General features: G+C 70.1%; 1 protein-coding gene. It reads right to left on the bottom strand.

The window, feature by feature from the left end:
* Window positions 1–245, bottom strand: a 245-nt coding sequence (locus ACLBXP_RS25835) for a transporter substrate-binding protein (protein ID WP_447670653.1), incomplete at its 3' end; no start/stop codon positions are given.
* Between the last annotated feature and the right edge of the window lie 49 nt (window positions 246–294).

The raw sequence follows: 294 nt of genomic DNA, 5'->3' as shown, positions 1-294 counted from the left end.
AGCACGCCGCCCTTGGCGTTCTGCTCGGCGATCAGCATCAGCATCACGTCCTTCAGGGTCGTCTCGGTGATCGCCATCGTGCCCGAGAGCGAGTGCAGGATGCCGACCTTGATGGTCTCCTGCGCCTGCGCGGCGCCGGCCCCGAGGCTCGCGAGCGCCAGGCCCCCCGCGAGGGCGCAGGCGCGGGCCGCGCCCCGCACCGTCTCCCTGGTCCAGTCCTTGGCCCACCGTGTCCAGATCGTCATCGCAGTGTCCCTGCCTTCTTATCGAGCAGGCCCTCGCAACGGATGTGCC

This window comes from Methylobacterium sp. A54F (genome assembly GCF_053346035.1).
This window is presented reverse-complemented; position numbering and strand designations above follow the sequence as displayed.